11 protein-coding genes are annotated in these 19,243 nt (G+C 61.6%); 2 read left to right on the plus strand and 9 right to left on the minus strand.

Annotated elements, in window-relative coordinates; genetic code table 11:
- The first annotated feature begins 9 nt into the window (after window positions 1-9).
- Entirely contained in the window at window positions 10-4,719 is a 4,710-nt protein-coding gene (locus tag ACZ89E_RS08670) for a dermonecrotic toxin domain-containing protein (protein ID WP_476255384.1), read from the plus strand.
- A gap of 66 nt (window positions 4,720-4,785) precedes the next feature.
- On the opposite strand, the gene ACZ89E_RS08675 is transcribed toward ACZ89E_RS08670, so the two are convergent.
- The 8 genes from ACZ89E_RS08675 to ACZ89E_RS08710 form a co-directional block, all read right to left on the minus strand.
- On the minus strand, window positions 4,786-7,161 hold the full coding sequence (locus ACZ89E_RS08675) for an efflux RND transporter permease subunit (protein ID WP_476255385.1): 2,376 nt from the start codon (window positions 7,159-7,161) through the stop codon (window positions 4,786-4,788).
- A 39-nt stretch (window positions 7,162-7,200) separates the two neighbouring features.
- Window positions 7,201-8,253 (minus strand): WD40/YVTN/BNR-like repeat-containing protein, encoded by a 1,053-nt coding sequence (locus ACZ89E_RS08680; protein WP_149658279.1) that lies wholly within the window; start codon window positions 8,251-8,253, stop codon window positions 7,201-7,203.
- Window positions 8,254-10,165: 1,912 nt separating this feature from the next.
- Complete coding sequence (gene pepN / locus ACZ89E_RS08685) at window positions 10,166-12,823, minus strand: aminopeptidase N (RefSeq protein ID WP_476255386.1); 2,658 nt, start codon at window positions 12,821-12,823, stop codon at window positions 10,166-10,168.
- Between the two features lie 10 nt (window positions 12,824-12,833).
- Window positions 12,834-13,664: a DUF2797 domain-containing protein gene (locus ACZ89E_RS08690; RefSeq protein WP_149658282.1), complete on the minus strand. Its 831-nt coding sequence runs from the start codon at window positions 13,662-13,664 to the stop codon at window positions 12,834-12,836.
- Window positions 13,661-13,921 carry a YeaC family protein gene (locus tag ACZ89E_RS08695; protein WP_054047564.1) on the minus strand — a complete coding sequence of 87 codons (261 nt, stop codon included), beginning with the start codon at window positions 13,919-13,921 and terminating at the stop codon, window positions 13,661-13,663. Before ACZ89E_RS08695 ends, ACZ89E_RS08690 begins: the two co-directional genes overlap by 4 nt.
- Before the next feature lie 33 nt (window positions 13,922-13,954).
- The gene (locus tag ACZ89E_RS08700) at window positions 13,955-14,824 is read right to left on the minus strand and encodes a rhomboid family intramembrane serine protease (protein ID WP_476255387.1); all 870 of its coding nucleotides are present in this window, start codon (window positions 14,822-14,824) and stop codon (window positions 13,955-13,957) included.
- The gene (locus ACZ89E_RS08705; protein WP_476257032.1) at window positions 14,821-15,795 is read right to left on the minus strand and encodes a metallophosphoesterase; all 975 of its coding nucleotides are present in this window, start codon (window positions 15,793-15,795) and stop codon (window positions 14,821-14,823) included. Before ACZ89E_RS08705 ends, ACZ89E_RS08700 begins: the two co-directional genes overlap by 4 nt.
- Window positions 15,792-16,682, minus strand: a complete 891-nt coding sequence (locus tag ACZ89E_RS08710; protein WP_010459816.1) for an NAD(+) kinase — start codon at window positions 16,680-16,682, stop codon at window positions 15,792-15,794. The genes ACZ89E_RS08705 and ACZ89E_RS08710 overlap by 4 nt, the downstream gene beginning before the upstream one ends.
- A gap of 105 nt (window positions 16,683-16,787) precedes the next feature.
- Here ACZ89E_RS08710 and ACZ89E_RS08715 point away from each other — a divergent pair, with 105 nt between their 5' ends.
- On the plus strand, window positions 16,788-17,738 hold the full coding sequence (locus ACZ89E_RS08715) for a DUF1853 family protein (protein ID WP_476255388.1): 951 nt from the start codon (window positions 16,788-16,790) through the stop codon (window positions 17,736-17,738).
- A 106-nt stretch (window positions 17,739-17,844) separates the two neighbouring features.
- Here ACZ89E_RS08715 and ACZ89E_RS08720 read toward each other — a convergent pair whose 3' ends face one another.
- Complete coding sequence (locus ACZ89E_RS08720; protein ID WP_476255389.1) at window positions 17,845-19,128, minus strand: arsenic transporter; 1,284 nt, start codon at window positions 19,126-19,128, stop codon at window positions 17,845-17,847.
- Between the last annotated feature and the right edge of the window lie 115 nt (window positions 19,129-19,243).

Below are 19,243 nucleotides of genomic sequence, written 5' to 3' on the forward strand. Positions count from 1 at the left end.
GACTGCATCATGCCAACCGCTTCATCCCCGACCGGGTACACCGACGTCATTGCGCACGCCATCAACGCCCGGTTCAACACCCGCCCCACCCTGCGTTCGGTCACCGCCAGCCGGCTCAAGGATGACGTGCTGGAACACTACCCGGCGCTGGACTTCGATCCGTACCGCACCCAGATAGCCCAAGCGTTGCCCGAAGGTGGCTGGCGCTTCACCTTGCTGCTTGATCAGGTGCTCGCCTACCTGGCCAGCGGCACGCCGCCGCAGCTGCGGGAACAGTTTGGGCGCCGGTGCTTCCTGACCAATAACGCCCCCGTCCCCCTGACATTCGACAACACGACGCCACGCGAGCCTGACCTGCAGGTCATCACCGACGTCATCCGTGGGTTACCGGGGAGTGTGTCCGTGGCGTTTCAGGAAGCGCTGGCCCGCTACTGGAATGAAGGGGCCGACGCAGGTGGCAGCCGCTGGCAGTGGCTGGGGGACTTGCTGGGCGGCGTGCTGAAAACCTCGGCCGTGCGTCAGTCCGCCAGCCACCCGCTGCACGCCGAGATTCTCAGTGAACTCGGGCGCCATCCCGATCACCAGCAGCGCCTTGAAGCACCGTGGGCAAAGGGCGTTATCCAGGCCTGCGTGCTGGAAACGACGCTGACCATCGGCGCGCAATCCTTCAGCGTGCAGAGTCCGGACATCCTGGTGATCTGCGGCGAAACGGTGCTGCTCTGTAGCGTCAGCGGCACCGTCGAATCCTTCCCTTCACTGGACACTTTTGGCCAGGCGTGGGGCGCGCGGTTTGAGCAGGCCTACATGGCCGACTCGATCACCTGGAAACGCTTCGAGCCGCACGGCAATATTTTCGACACCCAGGCCGCCCTGCTGCTGAACCAGCAACTGGACAACCTTGCCGCGCTCAAATTGCCTGCCGGCCAGCGCCTGGACGTACTGGAAAAACGCTACGAGGCAATCACCGATGTGGCGGCGTTGTTCATCGGCCATCAGCCTTCCAATCCGGCGACTCTACCGCGCCTCAAAGACACCCTTCCCGACTGGCTGCAACGCGCCGACGCGACCCATCGCATGGCTTACCGCAAACACGTGCTGGCGCTGGCGAGCATCAAGCAGCAAACCGCTGGCCGCACGTTCCTCGATGGCATCGACGACCTGCACGCCTTCGCCAAAAAGGCGCTGCGCAAGCAGATGCTCGCGGACCAGCCACTGGCCCCCGGTTATGACCCCGACCAACTGGAACTGACCTTCCACGTCCCCGTCGGCGACCTCGGCAGCGGCTACCTTGAACCGATCAAAATGACCCTGACCGAACTGGCGATCAAGAACCTGGCCAGCAAACCCAAAGGCCGGATGACCCTTCGCCACACCGCCGGTCAATTGATCCAGGACTGGACCACCGACGCCTATCTGCTGGACCTGGTTAGCCGGGTGAACGTCGGTCAACACTATCCGGAACTGATCCGTACAGAGCTGCTCGCCGACACCACCCAGGCGCGGGAGCGTGGGCGTCTGTTTGGCCTGGAATTGTCCGTGCAGTTGCCGCTGCTCGCGCTCGAACAGGCGATCAAGGCCGAGCACGGCTTCACCCGCCAAGGCTATCGTTGTGTCGCCGCGCTGATGCACTCGACACGCGCAGAACGCTTCGTCGATGAACAGGAGATGGTCATCCGCCCACTGGCGTTCCAGCGCAAAACCGGCGCTGATTGCGATGTGGCCAGCAATATGTTCATCATCGAGCCCCGGGATGTGCAGGCCGATGGCCCGCGCATTCTCTACCGCCCGATGTACGTACCCGCGCTGCAGCAATACCCCGACCGCCAGGCCCTGTTGAACGCCATTGCCCAGCCGGGGCCGTTGCAAAGCAGCGTGCTCACCTGGTTGCCGGATCGCGCGCAACCGATCTACGCCAACAACGGCTTCCACGAACCGCACATCGTTCATCTGCATCTGGGTGACGAGTACAGCCCGCCGAGCCAGCCCGCCCCCGCGCTCCTGGCAGGCGACGAAGCGGCGACCGGCTGGCTCGCGGCGCTGGAAAAAGGCCAGTTGCTGGCCCAGCTGTTCGACAGCAATGCCCGGACGCTGGTCGAACTGGCGGACCGCCAATCGGTGTCCAACCTCGAAAGTTGCTGGGCGATCATCCTCGAAGGCAGCTGGCTGGTGTTCAACAACCTGGTGCTGCCGCTGCTGCGCGGCCCCGCCATGCTGATGGGCTGGATGCTGCAATTGACCCACAGCCTGCTCCAGGACCTGCCCGCCCTGGACAGTCAGGACGTCACAGCCCGGGAACAGGCCTGGGTCGATGTGCTGCTCAACCTGGGCCTGGTCCTGCTGCATGTGGCGCAGATCCCGGGCGCCATTGACGGGCAACAGGTCAAGGCGCCGACGCTCAGCCTCGAACCGTTGCGCAGGCCCCGGCCGCACCTCCACACCCCGGCCGACATGGCCGTGACCCAGGCCCCGCCGGGGCTGCCTGCCGAACCACCGGGCAGTGGCCATACCCTGCTGGATTTCAACCTGTCGACGGCCCGCGACTCGACCTCGGCACGCCTGTTCGCGAAACTGCACGCGGTGCGAGTGCCCTGGCCAGCCTCACTGCCGCAACCGGCCGCCATCGGCCCTTTTCAGGGCCTGTACCGGATCGACGGCCACTGGCACGCCACCCTCGCCGGACTGCTGTTCCGGGTGCAGATCGTGCCCGGCCTCGGCGAAGTGTTTATCGTGCATCCCGAACACCCCGACCACCCGGGCATCAAGCTCAAGACCGACGGACACGGCAAATGGTCGCTGGATCAAGGCCTGAAGCTGGTGGGTGGCGGCCCGAAGAAGCGCATTGCCGCGATGCGGGAAGAGCGGCAACAACGCATCGCGGAACTGGACCTGCAAGATGATGAATTCCAGGAGCAGCAGGAGCGCATTCAAAAACGCGTCGACATTGCGGAAAACGTGATGGTTCTCAAAGACAAGGCCAGTTCCAGCACCGAACCGGATCGCGCACTGTTCCGGCAGCGTTTCGTGGTTGAACTGGACAAGCAGACCGAGACGTACGTGACGTTGATTGCCGGGATGAAGGAAAAGAGCGCATTGACCGATACCCCGGTGGATCACCAACGGCTCGCTGTCCTGCTGGAGAACATCATTAATAATGTTCGCAAACGGCTCGTCATCGCCGATGTGGAACGCTCCTCGCTCATGGTTCGTTACGCCGAATACCAAAGTGGCATGGAGCATCTCTTTGATGCGATGCAAATCGAAGGCGATGTGGCGGTGACCAATCGGTACATGGAGTTCCTGCGCCAGACCAGCGACGTCAACGAGGTCATGATCCAGTGTTTCGAGGAGATCGACGCACGCCTGCAACAACTCAGGGAAATCCCGTTGCTGGGCCCCCGGGCCATCAAACGCTTGACCAGCGACAGACCCGAGCGCGAACTGACGACCCTGCGGCTCAAGTCCTACCAATTGGTGATCTTGAAGATCCTCAGCGTCAAATCGCTGGGAACAGACGCCCTGCATACCCTGGAATCAGTCATCGATCCGTTATTGCTGTTGTCCCGAACCCATGCAGAGCTACAGACCGGCCACGTCTACGAAAGCAACGATCGCCTCGTGATGCTGGACAACCTGGCCACCCGGTACAACAAGGCCCAGGACGCGTTGGGCAGTATCGGGGTTTTCTTCGCCGATGAGCTGCAAATGCCCGTGTTCAATCGCCTGCGGGTAATCATTGATCAGTTGCAGACGGATGCCGAGCAGCGGCTGGCGCAAGAACTTCAGCGCAGCGAACAGGTGCAACCCTGGGCGCCTTTGCCTGGGGCCTCGAAGCAGGCTGGCACGAGCAAGAAACTACCCAAGTCCCCGCCCGCAACCGGAGCCCGGAAGAAGGTCATCAAGACCTCCAAAGGTACGTTTATCGGCGACATTCGCCCACGGATCGCCGAACAGGGCGGTGACATCGTCGACATCAACGGGCCGATGGAAGACAAGCCCCTGGCCTCGTTCCATGAACACGCACCCGATGTCTGGGTGGAAATCGTCGAAGCCAGGCCCCCCGCGCCCAAAGCCGCGACAACCCCTTACCCATTGCTCAAGGGCGAAGCGCGTAAAGCGTTGGCCAAGGTGGATGGGCAGGTGCAGAAGATCGAGGGCTATGTACAACGCGCCAGTTCGCCCAAGGAAATCGAGGAACAATTGCAGCGTGAAGCACGCAAGCTCACCCGCTACGCCGACGACCTGGAGCAACACCCCAGCCCCCCGCCGGCCAATGAACGGGACAACGCCCTGATCACCGGTTTGCGGGACAAGGCTGTGGCGCTGGAACACACCGCCACCCAGTTGCGCATCCGCATGACCCTGGAACAGGCGCCGACCAATGAGGGCGTGCAGTACCTGCTGCAACACAATCGACTGTCCGTCAGCCCCGTCGGCCGTCGGGTGCAATTGAAGACCGGGCGCCGGGACTTCATGCAGGACTACGTGCTGCTCAACGCTGACAATGAGCCCTGGTGGTACGCCCATTTCCACTATGCGCAAATGGCGGATGCAAAAGCCGACTACACAACGGCGCACCTCAAGACCCGAGAGCAACACTTCGAGACCTACGAGTCGGCCCAGGCCAAGGCGCAGGACTCGAAACAACAGATCGAGATCTACCGCGCCGCGATCAGCAAAGCGTTGGCCGAGCAGTATTTCCTGCCGTTGGAACCCCGCTGAGTGCCGAGCAAGCACCCATAAAAAAGCCGCAACCTGGGGTTGCGGCTTTTGTGGTATTGCCAAGTGTCAGTGAGCGAACAGCGAATTGCCCTTCTGCCCCGCCAGTTTCTCCGGTTTGATCAGGAACCGCGCCAGCGCTGGCAGCAGCCACAGTGCGCCGAACATGTTCCACAGCAGCATGAAGGTCAGCATCAGGCCCATGTCGGCCTGGAACTTGATCGCCGAGAAGATCCAGGTGCACACGCCGATGGCCAGGCACAGACCGGTGAACAGCACGGCTTTACCGGTGGACTTCAGCGTCTGGTAATACGCCTCTTGCAACGGCAAACCGGCACGCAGGAAGCTTTCCAGTCGGCTGTAGATGTAGATGCCGTAGTCCACGCCAATCCCCACGCCCAGCGCCACCACCGGCAGGGTCGCGACTTTCACGCCGATGCCCATGAATGCCATTAGCGCGTTGCCAAGCACCGAGGTCAGCACCAGTGGCAGCACGATGCACAGGGTCGCCGCCCAGGAACGGAAGGTGATCATGCACATGGTCGCGACGCAGATGTACACCAGGATCAGGATCGTCAGCTCCGATTCCTTGATCACTTCGTTAGTCGCCGCTTCAATCCCGGCGTTACCGGCGGCGAGGATGAATTCCAGGCCGTCCTTGTTGTTGTCCTTGGCAAAGTCCTGCACCGCATGCACCGCACGGTCGAGGGTCGCGGCCTTGTGATCGTTGAGGAACACCAGCACCGGCGCCAGGGAACAGCTGTTGTTGTACAGGCCATCAGCCCGGGCGATGGAGTTGTTCAGCACGTCCGGGTTGCGCGACAGGGTTTCCCATTTCAGGTTGCCCTCGTTCATGCCCTTGATCATTTGCTTGGACACGGTCACCAACGAGATCGCCGACTGCACGCCCTCGGTGTTCTGCATCTTCCACATCAGCTCATCGATCGGCGCCATGGCTTCATAGCGCGAGCAGCCTTCGGGCTTTGTCTTGACCATCACCACCAACACGTCGGAACTGGTTGAGTAGTTGCTGATGATGAAGTTGTTGTCCTTGTTGTAGCGCGAGTCCGGGCGCAATTCCGGCGCGCCCTGGTCGAGGTCGCCGATTTTCAGGTTCTGGCTGTACCAGAGGCCGCCGCCAAAGGCGATCAGGGCCAGGGCGATGGAGATCGGTGCAACTTTCGGGCTGGCGAAGTTCGACAGCAGGCGCCAGAACGGGTGTTCGCGGTGTGCGTCTTTCTTACTGCGCTCGACCGCACGCTTGCTGATGCCGACATAGGAAATCGCCACCGGCAGCAGGATCAGGTTGGTGAACACGATCACCGCCACGCCGATGGACGCGCCGATGGCCAGTTCGCGAATCACGCCGATGTCGATAATCAGCAGCGTGATGAAGCCCACCGCATCCGCGAGAATCGCGATCATCCCCGGCAGGAACAGTTGACGGAAGGTGCGTCGGGCGGCGGTCAGGGCGTTGTCCGCCTCGCTGGACTGCAAGGCGATGCCGTTGATTTTCTGCACGCCGTGGGAAATGCCGATGGCGAAGATCAGGAACGGCACCAGCATCGAATACGGATCGAGCCCGAAGCCGAAGAAGTGCATCAGACCCAGTTGCCAGACCACCGCCACCAGCGTCGTGCTCAACACCGCCACGGTGCTGCGCATGCAGTTGGTGAACCAGTACAGCAGGATCAGGGTGATGACGAAGGCGATGCCGAAGAACATCACCACCATCACCAGCCCATCGATCAGATCGCCGACTTTCTTGGCGAAACCGACGATGTGGATCTGCACGTTGGGGTTCTGTTTTTCAAACTTGTCGCGGATTTTTTCTTCAAGTTCGTGGGAAAACTTGCGGTAGTCCAGGGCCAGCAACTTGCCCTGGTCCTGCGGGTCCGGGTAGGACTCCAGCAGCGGGATGTCGACGATGCTCGACTTGAAATCGTTGGACACCAGGCGCCCGACCTGGCCGGACTTGAGCACGTTGTTGCGCAGCAGGTCGAGGCTTTGCTGGGAGCCGTTGTAGCTCTGTGGGATCACTTCACCACCGGCGAAGCCCTCCTCCGTCACCTCGGTCCAGCGCACGCTCGGGCTCCACAGCGACTTGAGACCGGAGCGGTCGACGCCAGAGATGTAAAACACCTCGTCGTTGATTTGGCGCAGGGTCTCCATGTAATCCTTGGAGAAGATGTCGCCGTCGGTGGCTTCCACCGAAATCCGCACGGTGTTGCCCAGGTTCGCCAGATCGTTGCGGTGCTCCATCATCTTTTGAATGAAGGGGTGTTCCAGCGGGATCATCTTTTCGAAACTGGTGGACGGCCGGATCAGCGTCGCTTGCCAGAACAGGAAAATGCTCACCAGCAGGCAGATGACGATCACTGCCGGGCGATTGTTGAAAATCAGGCGTTCGAGAAACGTCGCCTTGTCTTGGTGATGACTTGTCATGGATGTCATAGCTCCGCCCTTCTTATTATGTGGCCCGGCTTATTTGCCCAGCTCGGCGCCGGTTGGCGAAGTGGCGCGAACGCCGCCCTGTCCTGCCAGAATCAGATTGCCGTTACCTGCCGCCGTCACCGCTGACACGGAAATCCGGTCCGGGCGGTTGAACACGGTGAAGGTTTCGCCGTTGTCGCTGCTGCTGATCACCGAACCGCCGTTGCCGACAATGACGATGGAGCCGTCATCCAGCAGCGTAGCGCCGGACAGGCCGAACTCCAGGCTGCCGCGCGCGGCTTGGAGCTCAACCTGCTCCCAGGTGCTGCCGAAATCCGTGGAGCGGTAGAGATTGCCGCGCAGCCCGTAGGCCAGCAGCGTGTTGGGTTGGGCGGTGCCGATCACGCCGAACAGCGAACCTTCATACGGGCCTTCGAGCTTTTCCCAGGTCTGGCCCCAATCGGCGGAGCGGAACATGCTGCCCTGCTCGCCGACGATGAACAGCCCGGCATCCTTGACCGCCGCGATGGCGTTGAGGTGGAACTGGTCTTCGTTGTCGAGGCGGTCGCTGGCGTCTTCCCAGTTTTTGCCGCCGTCGGTGGTTTCCAGCAAGGCGCCATACGCACCCACGGCAAAGCCGCTGTTGACGTCCTTGAACCAGACGTCGAGCAGCGGCGATTCGCGTTTGAGGTCTTCGAATTGTTTGGTCCAGGTGACGCCGCCGTCTTCGCTGGCGAGGATCTGCGCGTCATGCCCGACGGCCCAGCCGTGTTTGTCGTCGACAAAGAATACGGCGGTGAGCAGTTGCCGGGTCGGCACCTTGGCTTGGGTCCAGGTCGAACCCTGGTCATCGGAATACAGAATGTGCCCACGATCCCCGACCGCCACCAGGCGCTTGCCGGCGTGGACCACATCGAGCATCAGGCTTTTCGCGGCTTTGGCGGATTCAACGGAATACGCCGTATCGGCGGCCGGCGCGTCGGCGGCCAGCACCGGTGCCGATAGCGCGGCACAGCCCAACAGCGAGAGCGCTGTAGCCAGCAACGCGAATTTGCGTAATGCCGGCGGGCGGCAGATACCCACACCCATGACAGGCTCACTCATAGACCTTCCCCCATTATTATTGTTAGGTCGTTCAACCTTTCAGGGCGCCGTAAGGGTGCTCTGGGTGATTGGCTGGTTGGAGCATAGTCCTGAAACCTGCAATCTAGAGCCCCTTCGGAAGCTGGCTTATCCTATCGGGCTTTGGAAAGGTCTGACAATCGACGCCACGTTATGTTTTGTTAACCTGAGGGGGTATGGGGTGTCGGTGAATGGTTGGGTATTAGGTGGGGTGATTTGGGTTTGCTGCTTTGGGGTTTCGGGTTTCGGGTTTCGGGTTTCGGGTTTGGTGTACATATCCGTTTCTTCGGTTGCGGCGGATTTTGGTTCCGCTCTTACAGCGGGTCACTTTCGAAAAGCGCGAAAGTAACCAAAGCGCTTTTGCCCCTTTCGTTCGGTGCCTCGCCCAGGCTCGGCATGCCCTCGCTCCGGTCCTGCTCCGTGGGCCCGCCGCCATCGGCCATCCATGGCCGGGGGCGGCTAACCCGGCATCCATGCCGGGTTGCCCACTGCGCAGAACCTCCACTCGGCCTCTCGAGGGGGCGTGCATCGCTCGGCGAGGCGGCCTACCGGCCGGCCTGGCTCGGGGATTGTGCGCGAACGCCAGTTACTGATCGTTCCCACGCTCCGCGTGGGAATGCATCCCGTGACGCTCCGCGTCACCACTGCGCAGGACTCAAGCCATGCGTCGACAGCGGAACGCAGAGCGTCCCCGGCGGCATTCCCACGCGGAGCATGGGAACGATCACAGGCGGCCTACCGGCCGGTCTGGCTCGGGGATTGTGCGCGTACGCCAGTTACTGATCGTTCCCACGCTCCGCGTGGGAATGCATCCCGTGACGCTCCGCGTCACCACTGAGCAGGACTCAAGCCTTGTGTCGACAGCAGAACGCAGAGCGTCCCCGGCGGCATTCCCACGCGGAGCATGGGAACGATCACAGGCGGCCTACCGGCCGGCCTGGCTCGGGGATTGTGCGCGTACACCAGTTACTGATCGTTCCCACGCTCCGCGTGGGAATGCATCCCGTGACGCTCCGCGTCACCACTGCGCAGGACCCAAGTCTTGCGTCGACAGCGGGACGCAGAGCGTCCCCGGCGGCATTCCCACGCGGAGCGTGGGAACGATCACAGGCGGCCTACCGGCCGGCCTGGTTCGGGGATTGTGCGCGTACACCAGTTACTGATCGTTCCCACGCTCCGCGTGGGAATGCATCCCGTGACGCTCCGCGTCACCACTGCGCAGGACTCAAGCCTCGCGTCGACAGCGGAACGCAGAGCGTCCCCGGCGGCATTCCCACGCAGAGCGTGGGAGAGATCACAGGCGGCCTACCGGCCGGTCTGGCTCGGGGATTGTGCGCGTACGCCAGTTACTGATCGTTCCCACGCTCCGCGTGGGAATGCATCCCGTGACGCTCCGCGTCACCACTGCGCAGGACTCAAGCCATGCGTCGACAGCGGAACGCAGAGCGTCCCCGGCGGCATTCCCACGCGGAGCATGGGAACGATCACACAAACAAATCCCTGTAGGAGCGAGGCTTGCCCGCGAAGCTTTTGATCTTGTTTTGGCTTTTGATCTTGATCTGCCCCGTCGGAAGGCCGAACGCAGGTTCTGCGCAGCGGGCACCGCGGCAGGGATGCCGCGGTAGCCGCCCCCGGCCATGGATGGCCGATGGCGGCGGGCCCACGGAGCAGGACCGGAGTGAGGGCGTGCCGAGCCACAGCGAGGCACCGTACGTCAGGGGTGAAAGCGTTTGGTTACTTTGCGCTTTTCAAAGTAACCCGCTGTAAGAGCGGAACCATAAGCGGCCGTTACCGCAGCAATGGATATGTACACCATAAAAAAATCCCGGTAGGGAATGAGGCCGCCTTCACGGGCAAGCCTCGCACCTACAGGGATTCGGGTGGACCGCCAGTCTCAAGCCAGGCTTTTGCTAACCACCTCAAACACATCGCTGGACAGCTGCCCCGAAGCGCGAATCCGCTCCAGTTCCCCTTTCATCAACGCCTGACGAGCATCGTCATATTTGCGCCACCGAGTCAGAGGCGCCAACTGCCGGGAAGCGATCTGTGGGTTGAACCCGTTCAACTCGATCACCAGATCCGCCAGGAAGCGATACCCGCTGCCATCCGCCGCATGGAAGTTGATCAGGTTTTGCCCGGCAAATGCGCCGACCAACGCCCGCACCTTGTTCGGGTTCTTCATATTGAACGCCGGATGCTCCATCAACGCCTTCACCCGCGCCAGACCGCCCGGCAAGGTGCTGCCGGCCTGGACGCTGAACCACTGATCCATGACCAGCGGATTGTCCTTGAAGTGCTCGGCAAAACTGGCCAGGGCCGTGGCTTTCTCGTCTTCGAACGACGAATTGACCAAAACCGCCAACGCGGTCAAGCGCTCGGTCATGTTGTCGGCGGTTTCGAACTGTTCCAGCGTCGCCGCCAACACTTCCGGCTTGCCGCTGAGCATCAGGTACGACAGCGCGATGTTCTGCAAGGCGCGACGAGCGAAGTGCTCGGCCTCGGCCACGTACGGGGTTTTCTTCGACAGGTCGCGGTTGGCCTGGTAACGCAGCCACAGCGCTTCGAACAAACCCTGCGCCAATTGATTGCGGGCAAATTCCCGGGCGATGTGAATGGCGTCAACGTCAGCCACTTCAGTGATTTCAGTCAGGTACGCTTCACCCGGCAGCGACAGCATTTCCGCGACCATCGCCTGATCCAGCGCCTCGTCGGACAGCACGGTACGCAGGGCCGAGATCAAACGCTGATCCAGCACCAGCGCTTCACCCTTCTGCTGCTGGGCAATCAACTCTTGCAGCACCTGCACCGACAATTGCTGACCGGCATCCCAGCGGTTGAAGCCGTCGCTGTCGTGCTGCATCAGGAACATCAGTTGATCGCGGTTGTACGGGAAGCTCAATTTCACGGGTGCCGAGAAACCACGCAGCAGCGAAGGCAACGGTTGTTCAGCGATGTCGAGGAAGGTGAAGGTCTGCTCAGCCTCAGTCACCGAGATGACCCGCGAAGTCCCCTGCGCCGACGCTTCGCCCGACAAACGCAGCGCAATTGCCGCGCCCTTGGAATCCAGCAGGCCCAGTTCCACAGGGATCACGAACGGCAGTTTTTCAACCTTGTCCGGGGTGGCCGGGCAGCTCTGGCGGAAGGTCAGGCTGTAGGTTTTCGCCGCGGCATCGTAAGACTCGCTCACCGCCAAGCGCGGGGTGCCGGCCTGGCTGTACCAGCGTTTGAACTGGGTCAGGTCAACGCCGTTGGCGTCTTCCATGGCCTTGATGAAGTCGTCACAGGTCACGGCCTGGCCGTCGTGGCGGTCGAAGTACAGGTCGCTGCCCTTACGGAAGCCTTTGGCGCCGAGCAAGGTGTGGATCATGCCGACCACTTCCGAGCCCTTTTCGTACACAGTCAGGGTGTAGAAGTTGGAAATCTCGATAAAGCTGTCCGGGCGCACGGCGTGAGCCATCGGGCCCGCGTCTTCGGCGAACTGGTGGGTGCGCAGGTAGGCGACGTCCTGGATGCGCTTGACCGTGGCCGAGTTCATGTCGGCGGAGAAGCCGGAATCGCGGAATACGGTGAAGCCTTCCTTGAGCGACAACTGGAACCAGTCGCGGCAGGTCACGCGGTTGCCCGACCAGTTGTGGAAGTATTCGTGGGCGACAATCGCTTCAACGCGCTGGTGCGCGGCGTCGGTGGCGGTTTCGGCCCGGGCCAGCACGGCGCTGGAGTTGAAGATGTTGAGGCCCTTGTTCTCCATGGCGCCCATGTTGAAGTCGTTGACCGCCACGATCATGAAGATGTCCAGATCGTACTCGCGACCGTAGACCTCTTCGTCCCAGCGCATCGACTTCTTCAGGCTGTTCATGGCGTGCTGGCACTTGTCGATGTTTTCCGGTTCGACGTAGATGCGCAGCGCCACGGAGCGCTCGGTCATGGTGATGAACGTGTCTTCGACGCACCACAAGTCACCGGCCACCAGCGCAAACAGGTACGCCGGCTTCATGAACGGGTCTTCCCAGGTCGCCCAGTGCCGGCCGTCTTCGCCAGGGCCGCTGGCAACCGGGTTGCCGTTGGACAGCAGCACCGGATAGCTATGCTGCTCGGCGACCACGGTGGTGGTGAACTTGCTCATCACGTCCGGGCGGTCGAGGTAATAGGTGATCTTGCGAAAGCCTTCGGCCTCGCACTGGGTGCAGAACATGCCGCTGGATTTGTACAAGCCTTCCAGGGCGGTGTTGGTTTCCGGGTGGATGCGCACGCTGGTGTCGACCGTGAAGCGTTCGCTCTTGGGGTGCAGGGTCAGGTGGTTCTCGGTCAACACGTAGTCGGCAGCGGTCAGTTCGATGTCGGCCAGGTTCACCGACAACAACTCCAGTTGCTGGCCATCGAGCACCAGCGGCGGCAGGCCCGGGCCACGCTCGGGATTGCGGCGCACCACCAGTTGCGCATGGACCAGGCTGTGGTCCTCGAACAACTCGAAGGTCAGGTGCGTCTCGTCGATCAGGTATTCAGGCGCCTGATAGTCCTTCAGGTAGATCATCTTCGGTTGTTCGGTGCGCATGCTGGAGTCCTTAACTATGCACGGCGAGCTGATAAGCCGTGTATTTACGAATATTGATCACGCCGGTGTCGAAAATCAGGTATTGGCCCTTGATCCCCAGCAGCGTGCCTTCGGCAATCGGGTTCTTGTCCAGGTTGAAGCTGACGATTTTGTCCGGGTATTGCTCGATCGGATAGCGGATTTCGAGGACGTCGACATCGGCAATAGTCTGGATCGCCTGTAGGCCGAATCGTTCCTGCAAACCTTGCAAACCTTCCGCGCAGCTATCGAACAGTTGATCGCGAACCGCGGCCAGGTCCACCGACACCGCGTCGCCCTTGAGTAAAGCACGCCAATTGGTCTTGTCTGCCACTTGGCTGCGCAACAGGTCTTCGACGAAACCCGACTGCTGACGGGTTGAGACACGCATGATCGGCAGCGCCTGACGAGCGCCCTGGTCGATCCAGCGGGTCGGCATCTGGTTGGCGCGGGTAATCCCGACTTTCACCCCCGACGAGTTGGACAGGTAGACGATGTGATCGGTCATGCAGAACGTCTGGCCCCACTCCGGTTCACGGCAGGTGCCGGCGTCGAAGTGGCAGCGCTCCGGGCTCATGATGCAGATGTCGCACTGGGCCAATTTGGTCATGCACGGGTAGCAATAACCCTGACTGAAACTGGTTTTGGTCTTGCGTCCGCAATGGGAGCAGAAAATCGCCCCCAGGTATTCCAGGCGCACTGTGCTGCCGATCAAGGGATTGACCGGCACCTCGGTGTCGCCCAGACGAAAAGCGTACTGCACGTTCGGCCCGTCCAGGCGCGCCGACATTTTGCTGATTGCACCGCGGCCAATCTCGATCAATGGATGGCATCCGACTTGAACAGGATATTCGGCACGCTGATCGACTTGGAGCTGCACTCCTGCGGGCCCATGTAGCCGGTCCGCTGTTCTTCGGGCAGGTTCTGGATTTCCCAGGCGATCATCGCCTGCAGGGACAGCTCGCGCTGCTCGGCGGTGAGTTTGCCACCGTCGGACCATTTGCCGATTTCCACCGCCAGCTTCAGGCTCTGGTAGATGTCGGGGGTGATGTTTTTGATCATTTCGTTAAAAGAGGACATCAGGGTCTCCGTGCTCTTTATTCAGTAACTGTTTTAGACGGCGAGTTTACGGCGGTTGTACAAACCACCCAACAAACCGGTGAAGCATCCGATGAGCAACCCGCCGACGTGGGCCGCGTTGGCAATTTCGCCGAAACCGATCATCGAGATCAGCCCGGACATGCACAGCACCAGCCAGACCAGCATCATCACCAATACGCCGCGTGGCAGGCGATAGGCCGGGTTCGGCGACAGCAACTGGAAGATCCAGCAATGCCCGAGCAGGCCGTAGAGCACACCGGACAAGCCGCCAAACAAGGTCGCGCCGCTGAACCAATACTGGGCGTAGTTGGACACCAGGCTGAACAGCAAGGTCAGGCCAATCAGGTTGATGCTGCCCTGGCGTGCCTCGATGCGCCGCCCCAGTTCCCAGTACCACATGCCGTTCATGGCCAGGTGCAGGAAGCCGAAGTGGATCAGCATCGGCGTCACCAGACGCCACCACTGCCCCGCCGCCAGACCTTCGTCCAGGGGCGTGAATTCGATGTAGTCGCCGATCACGCGGAAATCGAGGAAGGTGAACCAGTGCATGGTGTTGAGGTTTTCCCCCAACACCGTCACCGCGCCGACGATCAGGCACAGCAACAAAATGCCGGCGGTGGCCTTGCTGTAGCGCAATTGTTCGACGAAACCGGGACGGCGCGGGGTCTGCGCCACCGGGATGTCCAGTTGCTGGTCGGGATCACCCGCCGGAAAACGCTCGTACAGCGAACGCACGTCCTCGCTGATATTGGCCGGCACCCACAGCACCTGCTCGCCCGCCTCTTCGCTGACGCGATGGGGCACCTGCATGCGTTGCAGCAATTTGACGAAACCACTCAAGTCCACCGCCAACGGCAGACGCAATACCGCAACCGCACTCATTGCAAGGCCTCCGGCCGTTCGACATCGACCCAGACAAATTTATGCGGGTCGAGACGGGTTTCCTGATCCAGGCGATAGGCCACCAGTTTGCCGTACAGCACCGCACTGTAGTCGAGGCAGGCCAGGTTCGGCCGGATCGGCGTCGGCTTGCCGCTGCGCCAGTAGTGGCCAACAAACAACAACGGTTCATCGACGCCATAGCGCAGCAAGGTATTTTTCTCGGTGGACGACAGCGGCGTGCGCGCCACTGGCTCGGGCAAAGCGTCGGGCTGGAACACGATGTCGCCGTAGGTTTGCGGGTCGTCTTCCCAGAATTTGGTGCGGAAAAACGAACGGGTCAGGCCGTCGCCGCTGGTCATGGTCTGGCCATCGGGCAGGCGCATGTCGGTGCCGCGCAGCAGGCGATCGAACACGGTGCAAGCAAAGCTGCCGGGCACGGCCGAGGCCTGGAGAAAGTGTTCATCGACGCAACCGTCGGGGAACAGCGCACGCAACGGCTCGATCAGGCCCGAATCCCAGCAGGCGTGCACCACGCGGAAACGTCCGGCATCGACGAACAATGGCAGCTCGTAGAACCATTGCTGGAAGTCATGCCAGTCGCCCGGATGATCTTCAAACTGGGTCAGGGTTTCCCCCAGCAGCCGGGCGTGACGCGGCGTGTGTTCGCGCACGAACTGCTTGCCGCTGCCGGGCGGTGCCGGGGTGCTCCAGCCGAGGGCGTTGAATTCGTGGTTGCCCATGATGCACAGGGCCTGGCCGGCCTCGACCATGTCGTGAACGATGTGCAGCGCCTCGCGAATCCGCGGGCCGCGGTCGATGATGTCACCGACGAACACCGCCATTCGCGACGGATGCCGCCAGACGCCAGCGTGTTTGTGGTAACCGAGCCGGTCGAGCAAGTGCTCAAGGGTCAGAGCGCAACCGTGCACGTCACCGATCAGGTCGTAGCTACGCGCGGGATCGAGCATCAGTCGCCTCCACCACCCAACCGACTGCCCCAGCCGAGCTTGGTCCGGCACACTTCGTAGTAGTTGTGGTCGAGGGGGTGGATCAGCCGCAACTTCTGGGCTTTTTTGCTGATGGTGATGGTGTCGCCGGGCGCGCAGGTGAAATGGTTCTGCCCATCACAGGAGACTTGCGGGTAGATCTGCATATCCTTGGACACGACGATTTTCAGCTCACTGTTGCCATCGACCACAATTGGCCGGCCTGACAAGGTATGGGGGTACATCGGCACAATCACAATAGCGTCGAGCTTGGGATGCATGATCGGGCCGCCGGCAGAGAGCGCATACGCAGTCGAACCGGTCGGCGTGGCGACGATCAGGCCGTCGGCCTTCTGGCTGCAGACGAACTGGCCGTCGATGTACAGCTCGAATTCGATCATTCGTGTGGATTTGCCGGGGTGCAGCACCACGTCGTTCAGCGCATCGCCCTGGCCGATGGCCTCGGCGTGGCGGCGGACTTCGGCTTGCAGCAGGAAGCGGTTTTCCACCAGGTAGTGGCCGTCGAGCACTTCGGCGACTTTGACTTCCAGCTCATCGGGGCGGATATCGGTCAGGAACCCCAGGCTGCCCCGGTTGATGCCGAGCACCGGGATATTGTGCCGGGCCAGCGCGCGGGCAGCGCCGAGCAGGCTGCCGTCACCGCCGACCACAATCACCATGTCACAGACTTCGCCGAGCATCTTGCGCGACGAGGTTTGCAGGCCATGCCCCGGCAGGACTTCGGCGATGGTGTCTTCGAGGATCACGTGCAGGTGACGATCGAGCAGAAACCGTTTCAGTCGGCGGACGGTATCCAGCACCTGCGAACTGCCCAGGCGACCGATGATGCCGATATTACGAAATTGCTCCATGGGGCTCCTGCGAGGTTCTGCGTCGGGCTAAAGCGACGATTATGGGCGAAAGCGCGGGATAGACAAAATCCTTTAAGCCATGACGTAAGAGGCTATGCTCGCAGAATGATCTTATTCCCGGATTTGCTCCAGCTACCCCACCAGTTGCGCCACCCGGAAGTGCGCGACCTGGCGTGGGTCATCCTTGCGCCGCCGATGCTCGGCGAGCCGCCGTGGCCGCAGCGTCATCCCCTGGCCGGGAGCGACTGGGTACAGGCGCCGGAAGGCCTGGAACGCTGGTTGCGGCAACTGGATCACGACAGTTATGACTTGCTGCACTGGCTGGCGCAGTCGCGGACCCGGCGCCTGGGCCTGTATTACGAACGCTTGTGGCAATACGCCGTGCGGCATGCACCGGGTATCGAGCTGATTGCCGCCAACCTGCCGATCCGCCGCGAAGGTCACACCCTCGGAGAGCTGGACATGCTGCTGCGCGATCGCGACGGCGTGCATCACCTGGAACTGGCAATCAAGCTCTACCTCGGCCCGCAAAACGGCGACGGGTACGACACAGCCCAGTGGCTGGGCCCCGGTTGTCACGATCGGCTGGACCGCAAACTGGCGCATTTGAGCCAGCATCAATTGCCGATTTCCGCCCGACCGGAAAGTCGCGAAGTGCTGGCAGCCCTGGATATCCAGCAGTTCAGTGCGCATTTGTGGCTGGGCGGCTATCTGCTGTACCCGTGGCCGGGGCAGTCGGCGTCGCCGAGCGGCGCGCATCCGCAGCATTTGCGCGGCAGCTGGCTGCATCAGAAGGACTGGGCGGATTTTGTCGTGCAGCGGCCGTTCGGGCGCTGGCAACCCCTGCCCCGCCATGCCTGGCTGGCGCCGGCGCATTATCCGGCAGAGCAGACCTGGACCACCGAACAACTGGATGCGTGGATCAGTGAGCTGGAGCCGTTGGCACCGGCGCAGTTGATGGTGCGGTTGACCGAGAATGCCAACGGGGATTGGGAAGAAGCCGAGCGGTTGTTTCTGGTGGCGGATCTTTGGCCGAATGTGCCGGGCAGTGGTTGAGATTTGTGGTGCCTGGGCGGGCCTCTTCGCGGGCAAGCCTCGCTCCTACAAGGACGCGCGGACAATCTGTAGGAGCAAGGCTTGCCCGCGATGAGGCCACCTCGGTTTAAAGGGACAACCGCAAAGCCAACGCCGCCAACGTCACCAACAACACCGGCACCGTCAGCACAATCCCGACCTTGAAGTAATAGCCCCAGCCAATCTTGATGCTCTTGCGCTCCAGCACATGCAGCCACAACAACGTCGCCAGGCTGCCGATCGGGGTGATTTTCGGCCCCAGATCGCTGCCGATGACGTTGGCGTAGATCATCGCTTCCTTGACCACGCCCGTGGCCTGGCTCGCGTCAATCGAGAGCAGGCCGATCAGCACCGTCGGCAAATTGTTCATGATTGATGACAACAGCGCCGTCAGCACCCCGGTGCCCATCGCCGCGCCCCAGACGCCGTAACCGGCAAAGCCGTTCAGCCAACCGGCCAGGTAATCGGTAAGCCCGGCGTTGCGCAGGCCGTAGACCACCAGGTACATGCCGAGGGAGAAAATCACGATCTGCCATGGCGCTTCTTTCATCACCTTGCGCGTGGAAATCTTGTGACCGCGGGCGGCGATGGCCAACAGCAAGGCCGCGCACACCGCTGAAATCGCGCTGATTGGAATGCCCAGCGGTTCCAGGGCAAAACAACCCACGAGCAGAATCACCAACACCGCCCAACCGGCGTAGAACGTGGCTTTGTCGTGAATCGCCGTGGTCGGGTCCTCCAGCTGTTCGGGGTCGTAGGCCTTGGGAATGTCCTTGCGAAAGAACCACATCAACATGCCCAACGTCGCCGCGACGCTGACGAAGTTGACCGGAATCATCACCGCCGCATAGCGGTTGAAGCCGATGTGGAAGAAGTCGGCGGAGACGATATTCACCAGGTTCGACACCACCAGCGGCAGGCTCGCGGTGTCGGCGATAAACCCGGCGCCCATCACGAACGCCAGGGTCGCGGCAGGTGAAAAGCGCAGGGCCAGCAACATCGAAATGACAATCGGCGTAAGAATCAGCGCCGCGCCGTCATTGGCAAACAACGCCGACACCAGCGCGCCGAGCAGCACCATAAAGGCAAACAACTTGCGCCCGCTGCCCTTGCCCCAACGCGCCACGTGCAACGCCGCCCAGGAAAAAAAACCGGCTTCGTCCAGCAGCAGGCTGATGATAATCAGTGCGACAAAGGTGCCAGTGGCGTTCCAGATGATCTGCCACACCAGCGGGATGTCACTGAGGTGCACCACCCCGAAAAGCAGCGCCAACACCGCGCCGAACACCGCACTCCAGCCGACGCCGAGGCCTTTGGGTTGCCAGATCACCAGGGTAATGGTCAGCAGGAAAATCAATGAAGCGATGAGCATGCGAAAGCAGCCTTGAACAGACAATCGGGATGGGGGGACGTGCAACAGAGTAAATGACCGGAGTGATAATTCCGTGAAGGAGCACAAAAATCCCCGACACATCAATACCCCTGTA

The sequence above is a fragment of the Pseudomonas sp. TE3899 genome, from assembly GCF_056279105.1.

What these genes read in the sequence shown, in the direction of transcription:
- ACZ89E_RS08670 (WP_476255384.1), top strand. Translation starts at nt 10, where the DNA reads ATGCCAACCGCTTCATCCCCGACCGGGTACACCGACGTCATTGCGCAC.
- ACZ89E_RS08675 (WP_476255385.1), bottom strand. Translation starts at nt 7,161, where the DNA reads ATGACAAGTCATCACCAAGACAAGGCGACGTTTCTCGAACGCCTGATT.
- ACZ89E_RS08680 (WP_149658279.1), bottom strand. Translation starts at nt 8,253, where the DNA reads ATGAGTGAGCCTGTCATGGGTGTGGGTATCTGCCGCCCGCCGGCATTA.
- pepN (WP_476255386.1), bottom strand. Translation starts at nt 12,823, where the DNA reads ATGCGCACCGAACAACCGAAGATGATCTACCTGAAGGACTATCAGGCG.
- ACZ89E_RS08695 (WP_054047564.1), bottom strand. Translation starts at nt 13,921, where the DNA reads ATGTCCTCTTTTAACGAAATGATCAAAAACATCACCCCCGACATCTAC.
- ACZ89E_RS08700 (WP_476255387.1), bottom strand. Translation starts at nt 14,824, where the DNA reads ATGAGTGCGGTTGCGGTATTGCGTCTGCCGTTGGCGGTGGACTTGAGT.
- ACZ89E_RS08710 (WP_010459816.1), bottom strand. Translation starts at nt 16,682, where the DNA reads ATGGAGCAATTTCGTAATATCGGCATCATCGGTCGCCTGGGCAGTTCG.
- ACZ89E_RS08715 (WP_476255388.1), top strand. Translation starts at nt 16,788, where the DNA reads ATGATCTTATTCCCGGATTTGCTCCAGCTACCCCACCAGTTGCGCCAC.
- ACZ89E_RS08720 (WP_476255389.1), bottom strand. Translation starts at nt 19,128, where the DNA reads ATGCTCATCGCTTCATTGATTTTCCTGCTGACCATTACCCTGGTGATC.